Genomic DNA, 17384 nt, shown 5'->3' with positions numbered 1-17384 from the left:
CCAAGGCGTTAACCTCGGGCTTGAATTCTTTGTGTCGACAATCAAAGCTATGGCGACGATATCAGATTTACATGAAATGTATGCTATTTAATTGACTTTTGCAATACCCTGCTGCGAAAAAGTCGCCTTTTGTTGTGATCGTGTTCTCACAGTGCAGAGAAGAGAATCGCCATCAAGCCGCTTAAAGATGGTGCACATGGCCCGCCAGTAGTCGGAGTAGTTATGGCACCAGTTATCAGGCTTAACGCCACACAGGGCCGCCAGGTCCTGATGCTGATATACATCCTTGCCTGCCAGCTCCGCTTTGACGTCCTGCGCCGCCAGCCAGATAAGTTTCTTCAGGCGCTCCATCGTCTTGCCGGCCACCTTCTTCGTGCCGAGTTGCTCACGGAACTCTGCCCATGCCCACTGAGTTATCGCCACCTGATACTCGAAGCGGATGTTCTCGCTGTAGTTCCACAGCAGCCATGCTTTCTGGTGGTCTTCCAGAGAAAGGACAGCGCGGCGCCAGGATGCGGTCACGAACTCAACCGGGCCCACCAGCGCGATAGATGATCCCTTGGCGCGTGACTGGCTGCCGCTCATAGGTGGGGCGTCTGGATTGACCATGCGCTGCTTATCCTTGTCGAAAACCTTTTTCCGGCCCCGACTGCGCGCCGTCGCGGTGAATTGCGCGTTCTCGGCGAAAGCTACCAGCTGCCCTTTCGTCGCTCCGCTGAGGTCTGCGGTCGCCACAATGAGCTGCTGACGTACGTATTCCAGTTGCTGGCTGTTCATTGTGCGGCTCCTGCTGGGTGATAGATGCGAACGAAGTTACGGAGGATGCGGTAATCCACCAGCACGGAGCCCGGGCGGCGGTAAATCCGTAGGCGCTGCCAGCGCGTGCGGAGTATCTCAAGCGTTTCTGGTTTCATGCTGCCTCCTGCTGTTTCAGTGCACGAAGGTCTGCTCTGGCCTTGGCGCGGATGCCATCCAGCGCTTCACGGGTGTATCTGTGGGTTTCGTTGTTGGATTCCAGCGCCAGCACGCGTTCTTCGCCGATCAGCTCAACCAGGGCGGCGCGGTACGCCTCGATGTTTCCGGATTTGTGGACGTTGCAGGCGGAGCACTGAAGCCAGATATTGTCCAGGTTAAAGCGAAGCTGTGGTGCGGCTGCCGTGGTCCGGTAATGCCCGGCATGCCAGGCAAACGCAGTCTTGGTTCCGCAGGAGATACAGCCGTGCCCGGCGGCCAGCAGCATTTCACGCCGCCAGTCGTTGAAGGCACGCTGAGTCATCTGCACCCAGTGGCGGATTGGCTTCAGCTCATTACGACGCGCAGCGCGCCGTTGGCGACCAGCCTTCTCTGCCTCTTTCTGCTCCTTGATGCGCTTAGCAGCGGCTTTCACCTTCTCCTTCTCGCGTTCTTCCATCGCGAGGATTGCGCCGTGCTCCGGGCAGCACCAGCGGATCCGGATGTCGTGGAATTTCGGCACGAAATATTCACCGCATACTTTGCATTTGCGGCGGGATGGTTTACGCATGGTAACCACCTTGAACCTGTACCAGTGTGAGGTTTCCGCAGAACACGGCACCGGTATCGATGTACATCTGGTTGGCATACTTCAGGGGCTGGCGAGCTGGAGTGTGCCCGAAGATAAACAGATCAGCACCGGCTATCGGCGATACAATGCCGTCCAGAGCGTCGCTAACCCGCTCGCGGTTCCAGATCACCATTTCTTCTGGTACTGGCTTATCGAATGCGTATTCGTTGTGCGGATAGTCAGCGTGGCATATGACGACCTTCTTATCGCCGGTAACCAGTTCGATGACGAGTGGCAGATCAGCCGTTTTGTGGACCAAAGCCTTAGCCAGCACCTCTTTGTCATAGTCGAGATTGAAGAACCATCCGCCACCATTTGCCAACCAGTGAACGACGTTTCCAAACTCCGAAAGGCCATCAATCATCATCTGCTCATGGTTCCCGCGCACAGCCCGGAACCACGGCATAGTAATCAGCTCCAGGCACTCGACGTTTTCCGCGCCGCGGTCAACAAGGTCTCCAACCGAGATCAGCAAATCACGCGCCGGGTCGAACGAAGCTTTTTCGAGCTCACTCATCAGCAGCGTGTAGCACCCATGCAGATCGCCCACAACGAAGATATTGCGCCAGTCAGCGCCATTAATGCGTTGATACATGCTCATGCGGATTTTCTCCTCGCTGCGAGTCGCAGCCATTTCTGATCCACCAGGCGGGCGGTGTAGCCCTTCAGGGTCGGGATGTCGGACGGCTTAACCGCTGGCTTACGCTGGCGGCGCGCCGGAACGCGGAAGATTTCATTGGTGATGACGCGTGCGAGAGGACTACCCACGGGAAGCCCTCCACTCTTGCGCCCAGGCGATGCGCTTACTGGATGCTTCGGAGAACTTCACTCCGCGGTCGGTTCCGAACCAGTAAATCGCCTCGATGACGTCTACCATGTAGCGCTTGCTGGATTTGGATGTGCGGACGCCGAAATAAACGCGTCCGCCGTTGATGCCCGGCGCGGATTTCTGCTCCTGGTTATGGGTCTGATTCACCAGAACGGTGATGAGGTCCTTCCACTCTTCGCGAGTCAGCTTTTCGCCGTGCCAGACAACCTGGTCAGACAGGTCTTTCAGCAACGGCCACATCAGACGGTTCTGCTTGTCTGTTCGGGTTTCTTCCCGGGCCTCGACCACCATCGGCGCGCGAGGGTTTACCGGTATGGTGCGAATGAATGCTATGAGGTTGTCTTTAACGGTGTCGTTAACGATGCAGTAGTACTGCTTCATGCGCCACCTCCGAGAGGTAACGCAGAATGCAGAAAATCGCAGGTGCATTTCTGCATCTGTGGCAAGGTGAGGAGTTCAGATTGTGGTCGCATTTAAGTCCCCTTAAATGCGCAGAAGTCTTACCGTCGGGCGTTCAACTCCGACGACGGTTAAATTATGGCTGGTTGATTATGGAAAATCAACATAAGAGAAAGGCCTTCGAAGAGGCCATTGGTGTCTTGATGCTGGTTTATAAATCTCTACCCGCCGGGATGATTCACAAAATACATTTGCAATTAGTACTTCAGGGAAGGCTGGATTTGATCTAGCTTGTTAAACAATCCGTAGATTATGATATCGGGATAAAAAACAGAAGGGATGGCCTGGTTATGAATAATGGGGTGTTTACTACCGTCATTACTGGTGTTTCAGTGTTTGTGTTGGGTCAGATATTTGTAAAATCCATGCTTGATCCTTACATTTCATTCAAGGAACATTTGGGGATGGTTTCGGCCATTCTCCTGCGTGAGCAAAATAAAATCCTTAGCATCAATGCGAAAAGCGAAGTAATAAACGAAATCAAACAGGCGTCAGCTTTGCTGTTGTCAAAATCTAATGCCATACCCTTGTATGGAATGTTGGCTACTTTACGTCTCCTTCCTCGATACAAAGATGTCCTTAAGGCCTCGTGGAATCTGAATCTTATTGCGTCTATTTTAGAAGAAGGAAGAAACACCACCCCCAAAGAAACCTATACAACTATTTCTAATTCTCTCAATGCGGTAGGCAGTAAGTTAGGGGTGGTTGTTACATACAGACCATCTTAGATCAGCAAATAATATCTTCCTGCTGCGGCGCTGCCGGCAGCGGCATCCAGTGGGTTGGGCTCCATGATGCTCCTGGTATAATCCAGCCATCTATATCTGCATCCGGATGCCCAGGGCAATTTGTTGCCCACTTCATTGCATAGCCGCCAGGAGCTGATTGCCATGGCGCAGCAACTATCACACCTGTTGATGGGCTTGGCATCCGCTTACTGCAAGCCACCCAACCGTCTGTCAACTCATCACGATTACTTACAGGTTCGGCACCATGAAGCATGGCGGCGCGGCAGGCGTTCCAGCCACCTCGGAAAGTGTCATCAAAAGAGTCATCTTCCATGAACCGACGCTTGTACTCTTCGCGGGTTAGCTCATCAGGCACAGATACCGGTGCTGGCTGCCACATTCCTACCAACACGGTTTCAATCTGGTCAAACACAGCCTGCATGTCAGAAACATCAGTTATGACAGCGGGCGTGAAGATGTGGCGCATGGTGGCGTCACCTATCTTGTAGAATTCCGGCGCTGGCGGTGCGGTGTAGAGCGAGCCAGGCTTGATATCATGACGACGCATACGGATATCACAGGTTCGCTCTTCGTTTGGCGAAGACCATGCGACAACATCAGCCACAGCCTCCGCTTCGAGCGATGCCAGCGCGATACGCGCCAACTCGTTCAGGATTGCCACATCAGCGTGACCGAGGGTGTAACCAGCTTTCAAATCGGCAACTGCTTGGACGGCATGTTTGTCGATGTTGCTCATTGGAACCTCACATGATTCTTCCAGCGATTCTGTGCTGCGCTGTTTTTGAATTGATGCCCTTCACGGCTAACACCACCGAGCGTGAAGAGAACCATGCGTCGATTGCTTACATTCAGCCATTGGCGCGGGTAGCAGTTTTTCAGAGCGCGAAGAACGATGATTTTGGCTTTACGGTTTTTCATGACTGTACTCCTTTGCGAAGCTGGGCGGCGAAGTCATTGAGCTCGTCGAATACGTATCCGCTACCCCAGCGCTCTGATGCAGCATGTTCAATAGCACTGGCCCGCACTTCAGCCAGGAAAGCGTCGGTGGCCGGGGTTTCCACTGACAGTGATTTAGCCCGGTAGTCGTTCCAGCCTCTTGCGTAGATTGGATTAACTGACATGCTATCTTTTACGCAATACGCCTGGCCGCCGCGGTTGATGACCTCAATTTCTTCCAATGCCGCAGACTTCACAGCCTGAACTTCCGCAGCCAGCGCCGCGCATATGGCTTCAAGTTCCGCACTTCGCTTTTCTGCTTCTTTCATTTTGTCGCCAACCAATTTCAGGCAATACTCGAGAGCAGCCACCCGTGGCGAGTTCTCTTCCATCTGCTGCATTAATTCAGCCATTTTTTCTACTGCGCTTACGTTTGTCATACCCCTACCCTCCCCCAAACCATCAATACTCGCTTCATCGCCGCGCTGTTGCGGCACTCCTGAAATATTCCGTTGGTGCAGCTGCGCGCGGTACCATCTTGCTCTTCCGGCGTCGCCAGGCGGTAAGTCACCGTTCGCCAGACCTTGCTCACGCGCACAATCTTCCTGGCCCGCTCCAGATCGATAGCGTTCTTGGTGATGCAGTTGATGGTCATGACGCACTCTGTGGCCACATCCTTCGCAGTGAAGGTCCGGTGCGTTTCGAGATAACGCAGAATTGCCTGTTTGCCTTTCATCAGAAGCCCCCTTTCTTTTTCGGCTGCTGCTCGCGCCCGCGACGTTCTGCGGCGGCGGCCTGCTGGTCTGTGTCGTAAATTGCCCCGTTAATCTGATTGCAATAAACCGTTCCGGTACTGCCGTGGCGGTTGAGTCGCAGGATTAACTCGGTTTCGCCCGGCGGCACGCTGTCATCGAAAGCACCTTCCCGGTGGATACCAACCCAGTAGTCGCAGTCCTGCTCAATCTGTCCTGTGTCGCGGGAATCACTCGGCAACGGGCGTTTATTCACTCGCTTCTCCAGTTCGCGGTTGAGCTGAGTCAGCAGCACGACGACGCAGCCAAGCTCTTTGGCCAGGTTCTTCAACCCTTTGGTGATCATCCCGTAGGCCAGGTCATTACGGTCTGCTTTTTCGGCGGTCATCAGCGTCAGGTAGTCAACCAGAATCATGCCTACGCAGCCTTTCTCGCGCTTAATTCGACGGCATTCGGTAACGATATGCGCCAGTGACAGGCCAGGAGTGTCGTCGATGTACAGCATGTCGATTTCACTCAGCCGCCCGGCTGTTGCGATCGCCTTCTTAAAGTCGCCGTCGTAGTCGCCCTGATACTGGTCATCGGCATCATCCGTGGCGGGCATGTAAAAAATGCTCGGGTTAATGCCCGACTTCTGACCAACCAGTTTTTCGAGGATCTGGTCGCCTGGCATTTCCAGGCTGAACATCAGCGCCGGCTTTTTCTCACGAACCGCGCAGTTGATCGCCATCTGCCCGTACAGGGTTGTTTTGCCCATTTTTGGCCTTGCGCCAATTACGAACAGAGAGCCTTTAACCAGACCTTTCGGCGCCAGCAGCCGGTCGAGTGACGGGATACCGGTACTCATGCCGCGCTGTTCGCCTGAGGGGTCAAATCGTTTTTCCAGATCTGCTACCCAGTCATCCATAACCTCGCCGAACGACCGCAACCCACGACGATTTCCGGTTTTTGAATGATCTGCGAGCTGGGTGAAGATACCCTGAATGGCCTCATACTTCTGCGTAGCGCTCATACCGTTGCGGGAATACAGCAGCTCAGTAGCTTCGGTCAGACGGTTGATACCGTAGCGCTCCATTGCGGCTTACCGGAAAAGACGCCTGGTTCTTTGCCAACTACGACCCGCGCATGAAGCGCGAAGGTATTCACCACGTCGTCGTTGAGCGGGATCCACAGTACATGACCGATTTCAACGAAATGGTGCCGGAGTTCATCGAGAAGATGGACGAGGCGCTGGCGGAGATCGGCTTCACGTTCGGGGAGCAGTGGAAATGAAACGCACACCCTTCTACCATCGGCCCGGGCGAACCGGGCAATTCTCCGGTCTCCGTGAGCGCGTTATCTGGATGATTCAGACGCGCGGCCGCCCGGTAACCGGCAGCGAAATCGCCGAGAAGTTTGGCGTAAAGCTCATCGAGTTTAACCGGGTCGCCAACGGCATCACCCGCGGCACAGGACAGATAGCGCAGATCGTTGAGTCGGAGAAGTGGATCAACGAAGACGGCATCTGCGACCGGAAATTTAGCCTGGCCAGCAAGCCAAAGGTAGTAACGCCACAGGGTAAATAGCGGCTGTTCACCCGGCGCGCCATTGAGCAATCGCAGGAAGGCAGACGGCAGGAGTGCATAGCGCGTGCCGCCCGTCGTCGCCGCCTGATTGCTCAGGGCCTCTACATCGACGAAATGGAGTCCATCCTATGACTCACGCTCACGACGACATCAGGGTTGGCACGCTGTGCCTTCCCTTCATAGGTAACGGCTGGCTAATGCCATGGGGTGAAGTGGTCAGCAATCCATTAAAGGCGCAGAGGCTCGCTGAGGAATATCGGGAAAGGCAGGAGGCGGCATGACATATCAACTCCACGTCGGGCGCTGCGAGGACGTCCTGAAAACGCTCCCGGATAACTCCGTTGACGCCATCGTGACGGATCCACCGTACGGGCTGAGCTTCATGAACCACAAATGGGATTACGACGTCCCGACAGTTGAGCAGTGGCAGGAATGCCTGCGCGTTCTCAAGCCTGGCGGTACCGTGCTTGATCCGTGGATGGGGAGCGGGAGCACTGGCCGGGCAGCTATCGAGGAAGGATTTAACTTCATCGGCATCGACCTGAACCCGGATTACGTAACTATCGCTTCTGCGCGAATAGCTCACTCCTTCAAAAAGACGACGGAGGCCGCATGACGCCAGAAACAGACAACGCCATCCGCGCCGCCTGCCGCCGCTGCACCGAGGAAATCCAATAGGCCATGCGCAAGAAACCAAAGCCAAACTGGAACGAAATGGTGCCTCCCATCATCAACAAGCATCACAAGAAAATTGAAGCTCTGGGAGTTAGCCTCCTGGAGTTCGTCGTATACACAGGGCGGCTTAATCGCCGCTTCGGAGTTGAATTGTGAAGGTTGAAAAAAGCGATGTTCTGGCGTTTACCATTTCAGATGTTGAACGTCTCGACCCTGTCAGGGTGATGATTGAAAACTATGAACCTGGTAAGGGTCGCATCACCATCACCTGCTTCGGTAAGGCCTGGACCGGGGCTTGGTTTGCTATGGGCGGTGACACTGTTCAGGACTTCATTAAGCGCGTCAGCAATGAGTACCTTATCGGCTATTTCGATCCGCAGCTGCAAAGCACAATAGATGATGACAATGATGCCAACCTCGCTTTCGTTAAGGGTGAGATTATCCGGCTTCGTCGTGAGCAGGAAATTGACGGCAATGAAGCCCGCTCAATGTGGGATGAGGCTGAAGATGCTGAAGATGTGAAGGCGAGCTGCTGCAATTATCTCGTCGGCGACAAGCTGCTTAACCTGCTAGGCGATGATCCATGGTACGCAAAATGGCCGTCAGTGCCGAACCATCATTATCAGTACCTCGAACGCATCATTGATGCAGTGCGCGGTGGAATCGCAGAATTGGAGCGTGCCGCATGAACCGAGCCTCACCCGTTGATTTGAGGAAGAGCCTCGAAATCGCCAACAACCTCGCACACATCGGGATTCGCTTTGTGCCGATCCCGGTGGCGACCGAAGAAGAATTCCAGAAACTGGCCGCCGAGCTATCGCGACGGCTTGAGCAGATGGCGGTCGAAGCCGAGAAGAATGAAGGCGGTGCAGCATGAAGGCACTAATCACTAGGTCGCTTAGTCGGCCTTTTTTATTGCTGGCGTTCACCTTCAACCGAATTAACCGACAGTTCCGGGAGCATTGACCATGGCCGACATCATCGATACCGCAGCAGAGATTGAAGAGCTTCAGCGTAACGCTGCCCTTTCCGCTCACCGGCTCAACCGCAACGCCGTATCAGATGAGCGTTGTGAAGAATGCGACGAACCAATTCCCGAGCCGCGACGCGCTGCCGTTCCCGGCTGCAAGACGTGCGCAGAGTGCCAGGGTGTTATCGAATTGAGGAATAAGCAGAGGGGGATGTGATGCCAGATATCACTCGTGAGGAGGTAGAAAAACTGCTTTCTTACAATCCGGAAACTGGTGAGTTTAGATGGAAGATCAAATGGGGAAATCAGTCTGCCGGAAATTTAGCAGGAAATACTGACAGGCTTGGGTATCTCACCATCCAGGTGCACAGGAAGCTTATTAAGGCCCACCGAATCGCATTTCTTCTCATGACTGGAAGTTGGCCGAAAAGTTACATAGACCACATAAACAGAAACCCTCGAGACAACAGATTCTGCAATTTACGCGAAGTAACCCCACTCCAAAACACCATGAATCGTTCCGTCGCATCAAACAACACATCCGGTGTCGCAGGAGTTTCTTATGAGGAGAGAAGAGGAAAGTGGCGAGCCCACATAAAGGTGAACGGAAAAATGAAAAGCCTCGGATATTTTAAGCAAAAAGAAGATGCGATAGCGGCCAGAAAAAAAGGTGAAGAAACTCACTTCGGCGAATTTTCAGCACGATAAATACAGATCGCTGCGCGCTATGCGTGCGGCATGAGGAGAGATTATGGGAAAGATGACTTTCGTATTTGAGTATGAAGACGGCAAGGAGCCGCCAGTCAGTGCGGGGCTTGAGTTTATGGGCGGGAAGATTGTCGCAGTTGCATTTCGTGACGCTCTCGAAGAGCCCGAAGTATGTGATGAGGCAGGGCCGGACCATGATTGGCTGAATAAAATTCGCAACCGATCATGAAGCAACTGATAGCCAGTTATGAGCTGGCTATTGGGTGCGAAAGCACTGCCTCACATCCCTTGATGTTATTGCCGCCTACGGGCGGCTTCTTTTTGCCTGGAGAAAACCATGAGCGACATTATTCAGTTGGTACCGAATAAATGGGTCACAGAGGAACTTTTAACTGCGACAACCGGCATGTCAAAGCACATGATTCAGCATGCCCGCCGGTCTACCTGGATGGAGGGGAAGCATTATCGCCATGTTGCCCCTGATATGGCACCTAAGCAAAACAGCCCAATCATGTATAACCGCGATGAGATAAATCACTGGATCGAGCACCAAAGCCCAGCGAAACGCCGGAGAATATCTGCTTAAATGTCCTTTGGCACATCAAACGAGGAATGATTATGGCAGCATACCCAACAGGCGTAGAGGTTCATGGCGAATCGTTACGCATATGGTTCATATATCAGGGGAAGCGTGTCAGGGAAAATCTCGGCGTTCCTGACACGCCAAAAAACAGGAAAATGGCAGGCGAACTTCGGGCTTCAGTCTGCTTTGCGATAAAGACAGGCACATTCAATTATGCCTCGCAATTCCCTGATTCATCGAACGCAGAGAAATTCAGCACTGTCAGAAAGCAAATCTCACTACTTGAACTGAAATCGAAATGGCTTGGGCTTAAAGAGATGGAGCTTAGCCTCGGGACGTTGAGGCGTTACGATTGCCACCTCACAACCACTATCGAAACAATTGGTGAGCACAGGTATATCGGCAGCCTGAACACTGAAGATATCCTTAGTGCCAGGAAGGAGCTACTGAACGGCTGGCAGAAGACCAGACATGGCCTAAATCATCCACCCAAAAAGGGAAGAAGCGTTCCTACAGTCAATAGCTATATGGCATGCCTTGGCGGGATGCTGGGCTTTGCTTTCAAAAGTGGATACCTGAAAACCGATCTGATGGCAGGTATTACCCCTCTCGCAAAAGAAAGACCCATTCCAGATCCTCTTACTTCTGATGAGTATCAGAAAGTGGTTGCGGCCTGCCCAACGCTACAGTTTCAGAATATGGTTATCTTTGCGGTAAATACAGGCGTCAGGCATGGCGAACTAAGCGCGTTATCCTGGGAGGATGTGGATACTGTCAACTGGACTGTTACAGTGTCACGGAACTATTCCCTGAAGGGAAACTTCACCCTGCCAAAAACCAACGCCGGGATTCGAACAATACAGCTGACCCAGCCAGCAATTGATGCACTCAAGGCGCAAATGCCACTGACCAGAATGATGGCATCCCACAAGGTAAGCGTCAGCCTACGGGAATACAAAAAAAAGAGAACCGATGAATGCACCTTTATATTCTCGCCGTCCATTACTTCAATGAACGGTAAGAAGACGATGTGCTACGTCCCCGGATCCATTAATTCAGCATGGCGCACTGCCCTGCGTCGTGCAGGCGTCCGGCAAAGACGGTCTTATGAAACAAGAAACACATATGCGTGCTGGGCACTGGTCGCCGGAGCGAACCCAAATTTCGTTGCGCACCAGATGGGTCATTCGTCAGCGCAAATGCTATTCACGGTTTACGGTAAATGGATGACCGAGAATAACCATGACCAGGTGGGCATTTTGAACGCATCATTTACTCAAAATGCCCCACTGATGCCCCATAGAAAAACCGCATAACCTTAAGTATCTGATTTAACATATCAATATCACTTCAATCATGATTCACCTGGATGAGTAAGATTGGCTCGTTTGCTTTTAGTTTCCTGCCTGTCATGTTCTGTATCGCCATCCCGCTGGGCCTGGCACGCGAAAATAAAGGCGTAGCGGCATTCGCTGGCTTCGTCGGTTATGCGGTAATGAACCTCGCGGTAAACTTCTGGTTGACCAATAAAGGCATTCTGCCAACCACGGATGCCGCGGTTCTGAAAGCCAATAACATCCAGAGCATTCTTGGGATCCAGTCGATCGATACCGGGATCCTCGGTGCGGTGATCGCCGGTATTATCGTCTGGATGCTGCATGAGCGTTTCCATAATATCCGCCTGCCGGATGCGCTGGCATTCTTCGGCGGTACGCGCTTCGTACCAATTATCTCCTCGCTGGTGATGGGCCTTGTCGGCCTGGTGATTCCATTAGTCTGGCCGATTTTCGCCATGGGTATTAGCGGCTTGGGCCATATGATAAACAGCGCGGGTGATTTCGGACCGATGCTGTTTGGTACCGGTGAACGTCTGCTGTTGCCGTTTGGTCTGCATCACATTCTGGTGGCATTAATTCGCTTTACCGACGCAGGCGGCACGCAGGAAGTCTGCGGTCAAACCGTCAGCGGCGCACTGACCATCTTCCAGGCGCAATTGAGTTGCCCGACCACTCACGGTTTTTCTGAAAGCGCCACGCGTTTCCTTTCGCAAGGTAAAATGCCTGCGTTTCTCGGCGGTCTGCCAGGTGCAGCGTTAGCTATGTATCACTGCGCGCGCCCGGAAAATCGCCATAAAATTAAAGGTCTGCTGATTTCTGGCCTGATCGCCTGCGTCGTTGGCGGCACTACCGAACCGCTGGAATTCCTGTTCCTGTTCGTAGCGCCAGTTCTGTATGTCATCCACGCGCTGTTAACCGGCCTCGGCTTCACCGTCATGTCTGTGCTCGGCGTCACCATCGGTAATACCGACGGCAATATCATCGACTTCGTGGTGTTCGGTATTTTGCATGGTCTGTCAACCAAGTGGTACATGGTGCCAGTGGTGGCGGCAATCTGGTTTGTCGTTTACTACGTCATCTTCCGTTTCGCTATCACCCGCTTCAATCTGAAAACCCCGGGGCGCGATAGCGAAGTTGCCAGCTCAATCGAAAAAGCCGTTGCCGGTGCGCCGGGTAAATCAGGTTACAACGTTCCTGCAATCCTCGAAGCATTAGGCGGTGCCGACAATATTGTCAGCCTCGATAACTGCATTACCCGTCTGCGTTTGTCTGTGAAAGATATGTCGCTTGTTAATGTGCAGGCACTGAAGGACAATCGGGCAATTGGCGTAGTACAACTTAATCAACATAACCTGCAGGTTGTTATCGGGCCACAAGTTCAGTCAGTAAAAGATGAAATGGCCGGTCTGATGCATACTGTCCAGGCATAAGGATAAGATATGTTCGATTTTTCAAAGGTCGTGGATCGTCATGGCACATGGTGTACACAGTGGGATTATGTCGCTGACCGTTTCGGCACTGCTGACCTGTTACCGTTCACGATTTCAGACATGGATTTTGCCACTGCCCCCTGCATTATCGAGGCGCTGAATCAGCGCCTGATGCACGGCGTATTTGGCTACAGCCGCTGGAAAAACGATGAGTTTCTCGCGGCTATTGCCCACTGGTTTTCCACCCAGCATTACACCGCCATCGATTCTCAGACGGTGGTGTATGGCCCTTCTGTCATCTATATGGTTTCAGAACTGATTCGTCAGTGGTCTGAAACAGGTGAAGGCGTGGTGATCCACACACCCGCCTATGACGCATTTTACAAGGCCATTGAAGGTAACCAGCGCACAGTAATGCCCGTTGCTTTAGAGAAGCAGGCTGATGGTTGGTTTTGCGATATGGGCAAGTTGGAAGCCGTGTTGGCGAAACCAGAATGTAAAATTATGCTCCTGTGTAGCCCACAGAATCCTACCGGGAAAGTGTGGACGTGCGATGAGCTGGAGATCATGGCTGACCTGTGCGAGCGTCATGGTGTGCGGGTTATTTCCGATGAAATCCATATGGATATGGTTTGGGGCGAGCAGCCGCATATTCCCTGGAGTAATGTGGCTCGCGGAGACTGGGCGTTGCTAACGTCGGGCTCGAAAAGTTTCAATATTCCCGCCCTGACCGGTGCTTACGGGATTATAGAAAATAGCAGTAGCCGCGATGCCTATTTATCGGCACTGAAAGGCCGTGATGGGCTTTCTTCCCCTTCGGTACTGGCGTTAACTGCCCATATCGCCGCCTATCAGCAAGGCGCGCCGTGGCTGGATGCCTTACGCATCTATCTGAAAGATAACCTGACGTATATCGCAGATAAAATGAACGCCGCGTTTCCTGAACTCAACTGGCAGATCCCACAATCCACTTATCTGGCATGGCTTGATTTACGTCCGTTGAATATTGACGACAACGCGTTGCAAAAAGCACTTATCGAACAAGAAAAAGTCGCGATCATGCCGGGGTATACCTACGGTGAAGAAGGTCGTGGTTTTGTCCGTCTCAATGCCGGCTGCCCACGTTCGAAACTGGAAAAAGGTGTGGCTGGATTAATTAACGCCATCCGCGCTGTTCGTTAACCCCAATTGCGCAACGTAAAAAATCGTTGCGCAATCGTGGATTTTTACCCTGCTTTGTTTTTATAATGGTGCGCACTTTTATATCCAGAAAAAGAGTGCGACCATGATTGATACCACCCTGCCATTAACTGATATCCATCGCCACCTTGATGGCAACATTCGTCCCCAGACCATTCTTGAACTTGGCCGCCAGTATAATATCTCGCTTCCTGCACAATCCCTGGAAACACTGATTCCCCACGTTCAGGTCATTGCCAACGAACCCGATCTGGTGAGCTTTCTGACCAAACTTGACTGGGGCGTTAAAGTTCTCGCCTCTCTTGATGCCTGTCGCCGCGTGGCATTTGAAAACATTGAAGATGCAGCCCGTCACGGCCTGCACTATGTCGAGCTGCGTTTTTCACCAGGCTACATGGCAATGGCACATCAGCTGCCTGTAGCGGGTGTTGTCGAAGCGGTGATCGATGGCGTACGTGAAGGTTGCCGCACCTTTGGTGTGCAGGCGAAGCTTATCGGCATTATGAGCCGGACCTTCGGCGAAGCCGCCTGTCAGCAAGAGCTGGAGGCCTTTTTAGCCCACCGTGACCAGATTACCGCACTTGATTTAGCCGGTGATGAACTTGGTTTCCCGGGAAGTCTGTTCCTTTCTCACTTCAACCGCGCGCGTGATGCGGGCTGGCATATTACCGTCCATGCAGGCGAAGCTGCCGGGCCGGAAAGCATCTGGCAGGCGATTCGTGAACTGGGTGCGGAGCGTATTGGACATGGCGTAAAAGCCATTGAAGATCGGGCGCTGATGGATTTTCTCGCCGAGCAACAAATTGGTATTGAATCCTGTCTGACCTCCAATATTCAGACCAGCACCGTAGCAGAGCTGGCTGCACATCCGCTGAAAACGTTCCTTGAGCATGGCATTCGTGCCAGCATTAACACTGACGATCCCGGCGTACAGGGAGTGGATATCATTCACGAATATACCGTTGCCGCGCCAGCTGCTGGGTTATCCCGCGAGCAAATCCGCCAGGCACAGATTAATGGTCTGGAAATGGCTTTCCTCAGCGCTGAGGAAAAACGCGCACTGCGAGAAAAAGTCGCCGCGAAGTAACAAAATGGATGGTGCAAATGCACCATCCATTTTTCATGCAAGGCACAAAGTCGCGCGATGTTTGGCGGATTCGATGCCCAGCTCAATCAACTCCATTACCTGGATTGCCTGGCTTGCCGGAACCGGATTTTCACCATCGCCATTTAACGCATCACGAATAGCCGCATAGTAAGCCGGATAATTCCCAGGCACCGTCAACAGCGTTTCTTCGACACGTTCCTCACCTTCCACGCGGGTAAGTACGCCATCACGCATATCGTAGCCCCAGTCTTCCTGCGGTAGACGCTCGCCATTTTTCAGACGTTCTTCCTGTGGATCGAGGCCATATTTCACATAACTGCCTCGGGATCCATGCACGATATACCGTGCTGACTCAGCGGCTGCCAGCATGGTACCGTGTAAAATGACTCGCCGCTGTGGATAGGACAAGATGGCGTGGAAATAATCGGTCGACTGCGCTCCGGGCCGTAACTGTGCCAAATCTACCGTCATGCTGACCGGTAAACCAAAAAGCGTAATGGCCTGATCAAGAAGATGTGGTGCTAAATCGTACCAGATACCGCTGCCTGGGCCGCCCTGTTCACGCCAACGATCGCGCACCTGCGGACGGAAGCGGTCAAAATGAGACTCAAAGTAAGCAACTTCACCCAGCACGCCTTCCGCGAGTAAACCTTTTAGCGTCAAGAAATCGCTATCCCAGCGACGGTTATGGAATACAGACAGCACACGCCCCAGGCTTTTTGCCAGCGCATCCAGCTCTCGCGCTTGTGACAGTGTCACGGTAAAGGGTTTATCAACGACCACATGTTTACCCGCCTCAAGCGCCGCTTTGGCTAACGGGAAATGGGTATCGTTGGGTGTAGGAATGACAATCAGGTCTATGTTGGGATCGTTAAACAGATGCTTCGGCTCAGAGACAACCGTAACCGTTGGCCAGTCGGCTTTTACTTTTGTTTCATCACTGCTGGAGATTACCGCCAGTTCCAGCCCGGGCGTGCCCGCAATCAGGGGCGCATGGAAGGTTTTGCTCGCATAACCATACCCAATCAACCCAACACGGATGTTGTCGCTCATGTCATTGCCTCTCATTGAAGTATGATGGCTATTTGACACTATCCTTTACCCACGCTCAACAGTTTAATAACCTGCCAGCAATAAGGGATGTTGTTTAACTTAAGTCAAAAAAATAGCGAATTTTCCAACGACAAAAGCTAAATATCGCAAAAACCTCAGTAAAAATCTTGCTGGAGCTATTATTGCTAAGTAACATTTACCCCCTGAAGTTAATGGATCAATCAAGAGAGATGTGGGCTGTAATGAATCGTCTTATTGAATTAACAGGTTGGATCGTTCTTGTCGTTTCAGTCATTCTTCTTGGCGTGGCGAGTCACATTGACAACTATCAGCCACCTGAACAGAGTGCTTCGGTACAACACAAGTAAGCTCTGCACTTGTGGAGCGACATGCTGCCCGTCCGGGTGCATGTTTTCACTTGTCGGATATTAAACCAGGAATTTATTATCTTGTTCGATGTTGTTGGTGATTGTCAGGGATAGTAAAGCGCGTTACTCTTTTCAGAGCAGTTTTTCATCCCTGAATATTTGCCATCAGCGCATTCTTATTATTGTAATAACACAAGCGTTCACTTTTGGTGAAATTTTATCATCACTAATAATACCTACCCCTTTGGTATTAATTATTTTATGGACCTTTTATGACTGTTCAGGACTACTTATTAAAATTTCGCAAAATCAGTTCACTCGAAAGTCTGGAAAAACTCTACGACCATCTTAATTACACCCTGACGGACGATCAGGAACTGATCAATATGTATCGTGCTGCCGATCACCGTCGCGCAGAGCTGGTTTCTGGCGGGCGTTTGTTTGACCTCGGCCAGGTACCGAAGTCCGTCTGGCACTATGTCCAATAAAGAAAGTAGCGATCGGTTATAAAAGCCTTATAATAACGCCCCTAAAATTAGATTTGCCTGTTTGCGTCGCTATTCTGGAGAACCTATGACCACCACAACGCCACAACGTATTGGAGGCTGGTTGCTTGGCCCGTTGGCCTGGCTTTTAGTCGCTCTGTTGAGTACGACGCTGGCGTTGTTGCTGTATACCGCTGCGTTATCTTCTCCGCAAACATTTCAAACGCTCGGCGGACAAGCACTGACGACACAAATCTTATGGGGCGTTTCTTTTATTACCGCTATCGCCTTGTGGTATTACACACTGTGGTTGACCATCGCTTTCTTTAAACGTCGGCGTTGTGTTCCTAAACACTATATTATCTGGCTGCTTATTTCCGTATTGCTGGCAGTAAAAGCATTCGCTTTTTCACCCGTGGAAGATGGCATAGCCGTTCGCCAGTTGCTGTTTACTTTGTTGGCAACCGCATTGATCGTCCCCTATTTCAAACGCTCGTCGCGGGTAAAAGCGACGTTTGTGAATCCGTAATAACCTTACAGTTAACCTGTTGTCGCCTGCTCTGGATTAACGGATAATAGGCGGCTTTTTTATTTC

26 protein-coding genes and 5 pseudogenes are annotated in these 17384 nt (G+C 52.0%); 19 read left to right on the top strand and 12 right to left on the bottom strand.

The genetic code is table 11. From position 1 onward, the window contains the following. Positions 1–87: 87 nt before the first annotated feature. Genes ACU8XX_RS11400 through ACU8XX_RS11375 form a run of 6 tightly spaced genes read right to left on the bottom strand, consistent with a single transcriptional unit; the run spans position 88 to position 2792 of the window. Positions 88–777: a bacteriophage antitermination protein Q gene (locus tag ACU8XX_RS11400; protein WP_227479013.1), complete on the bottom strand. Its 690-nt coding sequence runs from the start codon at positions 775–777 to the stop codon at positions 88–90. Further along, positions 774–914: a YlcG family protein gene (locus ACU8XX_RS11395; protein ID WP_045332081.1), complete on the bottom strand. Its 141-nt coding sequence runs from the start codon at positions 912–914 to the stop codon at positions 774–776. The genes ACU8XX_RS11400 and ACU8XX_RS11395 overlap by 4 nt, the downstream gene beginning before the upstream one ends. Beyond that, positions 911–1522, bottom strand: coding sequence for a recombination protein NinG (locus ACU8XX_RS11390; protein WP_227479014.1), 612 nt, complete (start codon positions 1520–1522; stop codon positions 911–913). The genes ACU8XX_RS11395 and ACU8XX_RS11390 overlap by 4 nt, the downstream gene beginning before the upstream one ends. Further along, positions 1515–2183, bottom strand: a complete 669-nt coding sequence (locus ACU8XX_RS11385; protein ID WP_240765512.1) for a serine/threonine protein phosphatase — start codon at positions 2181–2183, stop codon at positions 1515–1517. Before ACU8XX_RS11385 ends, ACU8XX_RS11390 begins: the two co-directional genes overlap by 8 nt. Next, on the bottom strand, positions 2180–2350 hold the full coding sequence (locus ACU8XX_RS11380; protein WP_059343305.1) for a NinE family protein: 171 nt from the start codon (positions 2348–2350) through the stop codon (positions 2180–2182). The genes ACU8XX_RS11385 and ACU8XX_RS11380 overlap by 4 nt, the downstream gene beginning before the upstream one ends. Further along, a complete protein-coding gene (locus tag ACU8XX_RS11375) occupies positions 2343–2792 on the bottom strand; it encodes a recombination protein NinB (RefSeq protein ID WP_059343306.1) in 450 nt (149 codons plus the stop codon). The genes ACU8XX_RS11380 and ACU8XX_RS11375 overlap by 8 nt, the downstream gene beginning before the upstream one ends. Positions 2793–3160: 368 nt before the next feature. On the opposite strand from ACU8XX_RS11375, the gene ACU8XX_RS11370 reads away from it, so the two are divergent. Continuing rightward, positions 3161–3598 (top strand): hypothetical protein, encoded by a 438-nt coding sequence (locus tag ACU8XX_RS11370; protein WP_023306327.1) that lies wholly within the window; start codon positions 3161–3163, stop codon positions 3596–3598. Position 3599: 1 nt separating this feature from the next. Here ACU8XX_RS11370 and ACU8XX_RS11365 read toward each other — a convergent pair whose 3' ends face one another. The 5 genes and pseudogenes from ACU8XX_RS11365 to ACU8XX_RS11345 all read right to left on the bottom strand — a co-directional run. Further along, positions 3600–4355: a DUF551 domain-containing protein gene (locus ACU8XX_RS11365; RefSeq protein ID WP_227479015.1), complete on the bottom strand. Its 756-nt coding sequence runs from the start codon at positions 4353–4355 to the stop codon at positions 3600–3602. Continuing rightward, a complete protein-coding gene (locus ACU8XX_RS11360) occupies positions 4352–4537 on the bottom strand; it encodes a hypothetical protein (RefSeq protein ID WP_000797269.1) in 186 nt (61 codons plus the stop codon). Before ACU8XX_RS11360 ends, ACU8XX_RS11365 begins: the two co-directional genes overlap by 4 nt. Further along, positions 4534–4995: a hypothetical protein gene (locus tag ACU8XX_RS11355; protein WP_227479016.1), complete on the bottom strand. Its 462-nt coding sequence runs from the start codon at positions 4993–4995 to the stop codon at positions 4534–4536. Before ACU8XX_RS11355 ends, ACU8XX_RS11360 begins: the two co-directional genes overlap by 4 nt. Then, positions 4992–5291 (bottom strand): hypothetical protein, encoded by a 300-nt coding sequence (locus ACU8XX_RS11350; RefSeq protein WP_047658974.1) that lies wholly within the window; start codon positions 5289–5291, stop codon positions 4992–4994. The genes ACU8XX_RS11355 and ACU8XX_RS11350 overlap by 4 nt, the downstream gene beginning before the upstream one ends. Continuing rightward, a pseudogene (locus ACU8XX_RS11345) lies at positions 5291–6385 on the bottom strand (DnaB-like helicase C-terminal domain-containing protein); the annotation flags it as partial. The gene ACU8XX_RS11350 and the pseudogene ACU8XX_RS11345, both read right to left, overlap by 1 nt. Positions 6386–6387: 2 nt before the next feature. On the opposite strand from ACU8XX_RS11345, the pseudogene ACU8XX_RS11340 reads away from it, so the two are divergent. From ACU8XX_RS11340 to add, 15 genes and pseudogenes are all read left to right on the top strand, one after another. Continuing rightward, positions 6388–6579: pseudogene (locus tag ACU8XX_RS11340) on the top strand (exonuclease); the annotation flags it as partial. Beyond that, positions 6576–7004 (top strand): annotated as a pseudogene (locus ACU8XX_RS11335) (regulator). The pseudogenes ACU8XX_RS11340 and ACU8XX_RS11335, both read left to right, overlap by 4 nt. Next, the gene (locus ACU8XX_RS11330) at positions 7001–7153 is read left to right on the top strand and encodes a DUF1317 family protein (RefSeq protein ID WP_006809793.1); all 153 of its coding nucleotides are present in this window, start codon (positions 7001–7003) and stop codon (positions 7151–7153) included. Before ACU8XX_RS11335 ends, ACU8XX_RS11330 begins: the two are co-directional and overlap by 4 nt. After that, positions 7150–7488, top strand: a complete 339-nt coding sequence (locus ACU8XX_RS11325; RefSeq protein ID WP_223717402.1) for a DNA methyltransferase — start codon at positions 7150–7152, stop codon at positions 7486–7488. The genes ACU8XX_RS11330 and ACU8XX_RS11325 overlap by 4 nt, the downstream gene beginning before the upstream one ends. Next, a pseudogene (locus ACU8XX_RS11320) lies at positions 7485–7703 on the top strand (hypothetical protein). The gene ACU8XX_RS11325 and the pseudogene ACU8XX_RS11320 overlap by 4 nt, the downstream one beginning before the upstream one ends. Continuing rightward, positions 7700–8236, top strand: a complete 537-nt coding sequence (locus tag ACU8XX_RS11315) for a hypothetical protein (RefSeq protein ID WP_111203013.1) — start codon at positions 7700–7702, stop codon at positions 8234–8236. The pseudogene ACU8XX_RS11320 and the gene ACU8XX_RS11315 overlap by 4 nt, the downstream one beginning before the upstream one ends. Continuing rightward, the gene (locus tag ACU8XX_RS11310; protein WP_059453067.1) at positions 8233–8424 is read left to right on the top strand and encodes a DUF1382 family protein; all 192 of its coding nucleotides are present in this window, start codon (positions 8233–8235) and stop codon (positions 8422–8424) included. The genes ACU8XX_RS11315 and ACU8XX_RS11310 overlap by 4 nt, the downstream gene beginning before the upstream one ends. Positions 8425–8515: 91 nt before the next feature. After that, the gene (locus ACU8XX_RS11305; RefSeq protein ID WP_227479017.1) at positions 8516–8734 is read left to right on the top strand and encodes a TraR/DksA family transcriptional regulator; all 219 of its coding nucleotides are present in this window, start codon (positions 8516–8518) and stop codon (positions 8732–8734) included. Next, positions 8734–9225 (top strand): HNH endonuclease, encoded by a 492-nt coding sequence (locus ACU8XX_RS11300; protein ID WP_047355337.1) that lies wholly within the window; start codon positions 8734–8736, stop codon positions 9223–9225. The genes ACU8XX_RS11305 and ACU8XX_RS11300 overlap by 1 nt, the downstream gene beginning before the upstream one ends. Before the next feature lie 43 nt (positions 9226–9268). Then, positions 9269–9454: a hypothetical protein gene (locus ACU8XX_RS11295; RefSeq protein ID WP_227479018.1), complete on the top strand. Its 186-nt coding sequence runs from the start codon at positions 9269–9271 to the stop codon at positions 9452–9454. Positions 9455–9562: 108 nt separating this feature from the next. Beyond that, positions 9563–9811: an excisionase family protein gene (locus tag ACU8XX_RS11290; RefSeq protein ID WP_022650951.1), complete on the top strand. Its 249-nt coding sequence runs from the start codon at positions 9563–9565 to the stop codon at positions 9809–9811. Between the two features lie 32 nt (positions 9812–9843). Continuing rightward, positions 9844–11124: a site-specific integrase gene (locus ACU8XX_RS11285; protein ID WP_227479019.1), complete on the top strand. Its 1281-nt coding sequence runs from the start codon at positions 9844–9846 to the stop codon at positions 11122–11124. A gap of 44 nt (positions 11125–11168) precedes the next feature. Then, a pseudogene (malX, locus tag ACU8XX_RS11280) lies at positions 11169–12575 on the top strand (PTS maltose transporter subunit IICB); the annotation flags it as partial. Positions 12576–12584: 9 nt separating this feature from the next. After that, entirely contained in the window at positions 12585–13757 is a 1173-nt protein-coding gene (malY, locus tag ACU8XX_RS11275; protein ID WP_000459379.1) for a bifunctional maltose regulon transcriptional repressor/cystathionine beta-lyase MalY, read from the top strand. Positions 13758–13860: 103 nt separating this feature from the next. Beyond that, positions 13861–14862 carry an adenosine deaminase gene (add, locus tag ACU8XX_RS11270; RefSeq protein WP_000567490.1) on the top strand — a complete coding sequence of 334 codons (1002 nt, stop codon included), beginning with the start codon at positions 13861–13863 and terminating at the stop codon, positions 14860–14862. Between the two features lie 33 nt (positions 14863–14895). Here add and ACU8XX_RS11265 read toward each other — a convergent pair whose 3' ends face one another. Next, positions 14896–15936 carry an oxidoreductase gene (locus tag ACU8XX_RS11265; RefSeq protein ID WP_001282516.1) on the bottom strand — a complete coding sequence of 347 codons (1041 nt, stop codon included), beginning with the start codon at positions 15934–15936 and terminating at the stop codon, positions 14896–14898. A 242-nt stretch (positions 15937–16178) separates the two neighbouring features. On the opposite strand from ACU8XX_RS11265, the gene blr reads away from it, so the two are divergent. From blr to ACU8XX_RS11250, 3 genes are all read left to right on the top strand, one after another. Beyond that, positions 16179–16304 (top strand): division septum protein Blr, encoded by a 126-nt coding sequence (blr, locus tag ACU8XX_RS11260; protein WP_001300888.1) that lies wholly within the window; start codon positions 16179–16181, stop codon positions 16302–16304. Between the two features lie 272 nt (positions 16305–16576). Next, the gene (ydgT, locus tag ACU8XX_RS11255) at positions 16577–16792 is read left to right on the top strand and encodes a transcription modulator YdgT (RefSeq protein WP_000217950.1); all 216 of its coding nucleotides are present in this window, start codon (positions 16577–16579) and stop codon (positions 16790–16792) included. A gap of 85 nt (positions 16793–16877) precedes the next feature. Continuing rightward, a complete protein-coding gene (locus ACU8XX_RS11250) occupies positions 16878–17318 on the top strand; it encodes a DUF2569 domain-containing protein (RefSeq protein WP_001310854.1) in 441 nt (146 codons plus the stop codon). Positions 17319–17384 lie beyond the last annotated feature (66 nt).

It is taken from the genome of Escherichia sp. MAL-1 (genome assembly GCF_052948035.1).
The sequence above is the reverse complement of the archived record's forward strand: the minus strand, read 5'-3'. Positions and strand labels throughout refer to the sequence as shown.